Origin of the sequence: Moorena sp. SIO4A5, assembly GCF_010672005.1 — a bacterium.
Taxonomy (GTDB): Bacteria; Cyanobacteriota; Cyanobacteriia; order Cyanobacteriales; family Coleofasciculaceae; genus Moorena.
In genome coordinates, this window is the sequence record NZ_JAAHHZ010000414.1 from 1 (window position 1) to 4,214 (window position 4,214).

At 42.8% G+C, this 4,214-nt stretch carries 10 protein-coding genes and 2 pseudogenes; 3 read left to right on the forward strand and 9 right to left on the reverse strand.

From position 1 onward, the window contains the following. The 6 genes and pseudogenes from F6K57_RS38150 to F6K57_RS38175 form a co-directional block, all read right to left on the reverse strand. Positions 1–253 (reverse strand): annotated as a pseudogene (locus F6K57_RS38150) (S9 family peptidase); the annotation flags it as partial. Positions 254–554: 301 nt separating this feature from the next. After that, positions 555–779: a type II toxin-antitoxin system HicA family toxin gene (locus F6K57_RS38155; protein ID WP_293067266.1), complete on the reverse strand. Its 225-nt coding sequence runs from the start codon at positions 777–779 to the stop codon at positions 555–557. Continuing rightward, positions 776–991 (reverse strand): type II toxin-antitoxin system HicB family antitoxin, encoded by a 216-nt coding sequence (locus F6K57_RS38160; RefSeq protein WP_293067268.1) that lies wholly within the window; start codon positions 989–991, stop codon positions 776–778. The genes F6K57_RS38155 and F6K57_RS38160 overlap by 4 nt, the downstream gene beginning before the upstream one ends. Before the next feature lie 88 nt (positions 992–1,079). Then, positions 1,080–1,382 (reverse strand): type II toxin-antitoxin system Phd/YefM family antitoxin, encoded by a 303-nt coding sequence (locus F6K57_RS38165; RefSeq protein ID WP_293067271.1) that lies wholly within the window; start codon positions 1,380–1,382, stop codon positions 1,080–1,082. A 214-nt stretch (positions 1,383–1,596) separates the two neighbouring features. Continuing rightward, positions 1,597–1,902, reverse strand: a complete 306-nt coding sequence (locus F6K57_RS38170) for a helix-turn-helix transcriptional regulator (RefSeq protein ID WP_075898002.1) — start codon at positions 1,900–1,902, stop codon at positions 1,597–1,599. Next, positions 1,895–2,248 (reverse strand): type II toxin-antitoxin system RelE/ParE family toxin, encoded by a 354-nt coding sequence (locus F6K57_RS38175; RefSeq protein ID WP_364305842.1) that lies wholly within the window; start codon positions 2,246–2,248, stop codon positions 1,895–1,897. Before F6K57_RS38175 ends, F6K57_RS38170 begins: the two co-directional genes overlap by 8 nt. Positions 2,249–2,319: 71 nt before the next feature. Between F6K57_RS38175 and F6K57_RS38180 the strand changes: the two genes are divergently transcribed. Further along, positions 2,320–2,535, forward strand: a complete 216-nt coding sequence (locus F6K57_RS38180) for a hypothetical protein (RefSeq protein ID WP_293073688.1) — start codon at positions 2,320–2,322, stop codon at positions 2,533–2,535. Here F6K57_RS38180 and F6K57_RS38185 read toward each other — a convergent pair. Next, a pseudogene (locus F6K57_RS38185) lies at positions 2,508–2,909 on the reverse strand (tetratricopeptide repeat protein); the annotation flags it as partial. The gene F6K57_RS38180 and the pseudogene F6K57_RS38185 sit on opposite strands and share 28 nt — an antisense overlap. 47 nt (positions 2,910–2,956) lie before the next feature. Between F6K57_RS38185 and F6K57_RS38190 the strand changes: the two are divergent. After that, positions 2,957–3,352 carry a hypothetical protein gene (locus F6K57_RS38190; RefSeq protein ID WP_293067282.1) on the forward strand — a complete coding sequence of 132 codons (396 nt, stop codon included), beginning with the start codon at positions 2,957–2,959 and terminating at the stop codon, positions 3,350–3,352. Here the strand turns inward: F6K57_RS38190 and F6K57_RS38195 are convergent. After that, a complete protein-coding gene (locus F6K57_RS38195) occupies positions 3,329–3,679 on the reverse strand; it encodes a hypothetical protein (RefSeq protein ID WP_293073691.1) in 351 nt (116 codons plus the stop codon). The genes F6K57_RS38190 and F6K57_RS38195 overlap by 24 nt on opposite strands. A 10-nt stretch (positions 3,680–3,689) precedes the next feature. Here F6K57_RS38195 and F6K57_RS38200 point away from each other — a divergent pair, with 10 nt between their 5' ends. Further along, a complete protein-coding gene (locus F6K57_RS38200; protein WP_293031490.1) occupies positions 3,690–3,923 on the forward strand; it encodes a hypothetical protein in 234 nt (77 codons plus the stop codon). A 39-nt stretch (positions 3,924–3,962) separates the two neighbouring features. Here F6K57_RS38200 and F6K57_RS38205 read toward each other — a convergent pair. Further along, on the reverse strand, positions 3,963–4,214 hold a 252-nt coding region (locus F6K57_RS38205), incomplete at its 5' end, for a hypothetical protein (RefSeq protein ID WP_364305839.1).

Consider the following 4,214-nt stretch of genomic DNA (forward strand, 5'->3'; position numbering starts at 1 on the left):
TTTTAAAGGGAGTGCTATATTTCTCGTAATTCCATAGCTTGGTGATGCGCTGCTTAAGTGTTTCCCGTGTTGGTATTTCGCTGAGATAACCAAAGGTGACTTGATTCTGTGCTTCTACCCAAGCCTTAGTTTCCTCTGAATCTGGGTCTTCTAGCCAGCGGTAAGGGTCAGCTACTAGAGTACCGTGGTAATCATCGACTTGGTCGGCTTTGCGGCTTTTGGGATAGTTCAGGGGTTGACTGGTAGATGGCATGGTGGCAGATGGTGAAGCAGCGTTTCTAGTTTAACGTTTCTATTCTTTGGGTCGAGGTTGGAGGACATGGGCAGCTATGGGGCATAACGTTTTAGGGAGCCTACCCGAGATACTTTCAATTTTTGCGATCGCATTGCTATGGGACTGTGGGAAATTGTCACTGTTCGCGCTTCTTGACCCTCCGGGTTCAGCAGTTACTCTACTTGGGGAAACCCCAAGTAGAGTAACTGCTTCACAAGATTCGCACAAAAATTTGGCGCGATTGACCGTAGGTCAATCTTGTAGTGGATTAACACAGCCATCACAACAATTCCCTGAATTCCTCACGACTAAGCTGAGTGTCACGCAATATTTGGGACAATAAACCACGCCCAATGGTTTCACCAGAATGTACCGGGATGACGGTTCTACGTCCGTCATCATGAATTAAAATATGGTGACTTCCACGTACCCTCGCCACTGTAAACCCTGCTTTCTCCAGTGCTGCGATAATTTCCCGTCCAGTTAAACTTGGTAATTGACTCATACTTCCACTGCAACTCGCTGTACACCAACGAAGTCAAGGGAATCTTCTACATTTTCTTCAAATTCCAAACAAAGGGCGATCGCTTCTCGAATACGCTCCATCAATTCATCCAAAGATTTTGCTTGGGTATGACACCCTTTAAGAGTGGGAACAGAAGCTACAAAGTAGCCATCAGCATCCTGCTCGATAATTACATTAAATTCTCGACTCATTTTTGATTTCAATTTATTGAATATAGATAGTATATTTTGCTTAGCAATATTTACTATATAATCAAATTATAGCATTTTATAGGATTTCCTAAATAGGTGAGGTAATTTCTGGTCGGCCATATTTTTCCTGAAGCTGCTGAAATGCTTCCTTTAACGGAATACCTTCTCCTTGCTCAAACTCCTCAATACTCTTTCGGATGCCCGCAATAGACTCAAGCAATTCCATCCTATCGAGAAGTTGCTGATAGCTTTCAGCATCTTGAACAACTGCAGCAGCTTTGCCATTAACAGTAAGAACGATTGGTGCTTTAGTTTCTTTGAGCCTTGCGATAAAGGCTTTAGCGCCCCGTTGGAATTCTGAGAGTGGATGGATGTCACTCAGACTAAACATGATAGTTTTTAGAAATTATTTGATAATTTGATGTTAATAACTTGAAACTGTTTTGTCTAATGGGATCCATTTAGCCGTCAGTGGTCAGCTGATAGCTGATAGCCGTCAGTGGTCAGCTGATAGCTGATAGCTGATAGCCGTCAGTGGTCAGCTGATAGCTGATAGCTGATAGCCGTCAGTGGTCAGCTGATAGCTGATAGCTGATAGCTGAAAACTATAAAACTTTCGGGACGACTTCTACCTTCACTTCCATCCCTACTTTTCCTAGCAAATTAATTAACTTATCCACACTAAATCGACTAATTTCACCATTCATTAAATTACTAATCCTCGGTTGGGTTTCTCCCAAAAACTCTGCTGCCTCATTTTGAGTCCATCCCCGCTCCTGAATATAGGAACGTAAATCTAACATCAGATCCGCTCTTACCTTGAGATTCATTGCTTCTTCTGCCTCAAATCCCAAATCTTTAAATACATTGTCATCCCCTAACAGGACGTTGACGGTTTTTTCCTCAGTCATTTTTATGTTTATCCTTTTGTTCCTTTCTAAACTGAACCATCTCCTGATAACGCTTCTGTCCTAGTTGAATGTCCCGCTTTGAGGTCTTCTGTGTTTTTTTCTGGAAAACATGAAGTACATAAATTGCCTCTTCAAATCTAGCCACATAGAAAATCCGATAGGCTTCTCCGGTCCAAATGCGAATCTCTTCAACTCCCTTGCCAATTGTGGGCATCGGCTTATAATCTGTAGGTTTTTGACCCCTTTGGATAGCTCTCAATTGAAAACCAGCCTTCCGCCGTGCTTCCTTAGGAAGATCCGATAATTCTTCTCTACAAGAGCCAACCCAGTAAATTACTTTATTTATCTGTCATCACCTTACCTCACCAAATATTATACCTTATTTGGCATAAAAAGATAACACCAGAAGAAAGTGCGTTGGCTTTTAGGGGCTCTTTTGGAGCATCGCTTTTTCGGAATGGATGGGAATTCGCGATCGCAAATTGGTATGATTTTTATCCCAATTACAGATTTATGCTGATCGGTAAGAGTGCTCGAAAATCCTGCTCCCTGCTCCCTGCTCCCTGCTCCCTATTCCCTGTTCCCTACTCCCTACTCCCTACTCCCTACTCCCTATTCCCGATTCGACCGTAAAGCACAGTTAGCCCCTTCCGGGCATTACGAATACTAGGATGATTAGGCTCTAGCACTGGCGTAAGGATGCTCAGAGATTTGTGGAAAAAGCTCACAGCTAGCTTTAACTTGTCCAACTCGTTACTCTCTTCCAAGATCACCCAAGCCAAGTCACTCAGGTACATTCCCACTTGGGGATGATTGTTGCCGTAACTTGAGTTCAGGGACTTGATGCACTCTTGATACAATTCTATGGCCTCGGTCAAGCGCCCCAGGGTTTTGTAGGTCAGTGCCAAACTTGCTTTATGCACTGCTAAGTTAGGGTGATTGGGACCGTAGAACTCTTCAATTACCTTAATCGCGTCCTGGTGAAATAGTTCTGCTTTATGATATTCCCCAGAATAGTATACTAAGGCAGACTAGGATAAGTAGAAATTGAAAAATGACAACTGGTTTAACCAACCCTAGTCCTTATTACCTGAAATTAATCACCGAATTTGCGCCCCGTCCCATTACCAATAATGCTGAATTAATCGCCACCCAACAAAGAATCAACGACCTATTAGATCAAAAACCGCTTAATCAAGATGATCAAGATTATCTCAGGGTATTAGGGATGTTAGTCTATGACTATGAAGAAAAAACTGAACAATTCCCCGAATTAACCGATGCAGAATTATTACAGACATTAATGGAAGACTATAATCTAACGATACAAGATTTGTTAGGTATTTTTGAGCAAGAGCAAGCGATTTTAGATATATTAAACGGAAAGCGTAAACTCAATTCTCAAGAAGCCTTGAAAGTGCGTAGGCTAAGCCCTAGCCCGTTGGGCTAATTGCACGTGTTGTAGTGGGTTATTCGACAGGATAAGTGACCAAAGCAATCCATAGGGCGTTGCTGAATCTTCCCATGAATAGGAGTAGATTGGGCATCCTGCCCGCCTGATAATATCTTGAAACTGGCAAGATGCCAGTTCCACCCAAGATGCCCGTTCCACACCTGATGCCCGCCCGATAATATATTGAAACTGGCAAGATGCCAGTTCCACGCAAGATGCCAGTTCCACACCTGATGCCCGCCCGATAATATATTGAAACTGGCAAGATGCCAGTTCCACACCTGATGCCCGTTCCACAAAACTCGGCTTTACAAGTTTAACCAAACCTAGTCTTATGACTCAAACCTTCACCACCCAACACCTTTCCCCAGAAGCGATCGCTCAGCTTGTCAAGTATTTGCCTGACTACATAAAGGTTGCACTCCAGGAAAAGTCTACGGAATTCGAATGTTCCCTCGAAGCTACCATTGAAATGGCAATTTCCAACTTCCTAGACGAAGAAGCATTGAGCTTTGAGGATTGTTTACTCGCTCAACGTCTGAAAAATAAGAATCAAAATTGTCGATAAATAGAATAACTAAAGCGATTACGAATTTGTCCCTGTAACTCAATCCGAATCTAAACACTCACGCTGCCGTTGTCCCATTTTATAAGCACAGAGATTGTATATATATCTGGCGCGAGTTTTGAGAATGGTCAATTGATCCGCCTTTCCCAACAAGTCATCTAACTCAGCCACCTCATCAGTGCAGAGCAATGATTCTACATTTCTGGCCACTAAATCATCCAAACGAGTTTGATCTGCCACAGCCAATTTACAAGTTGCCAGTGCTTCTAACTCATCTACACTCAAACCAAG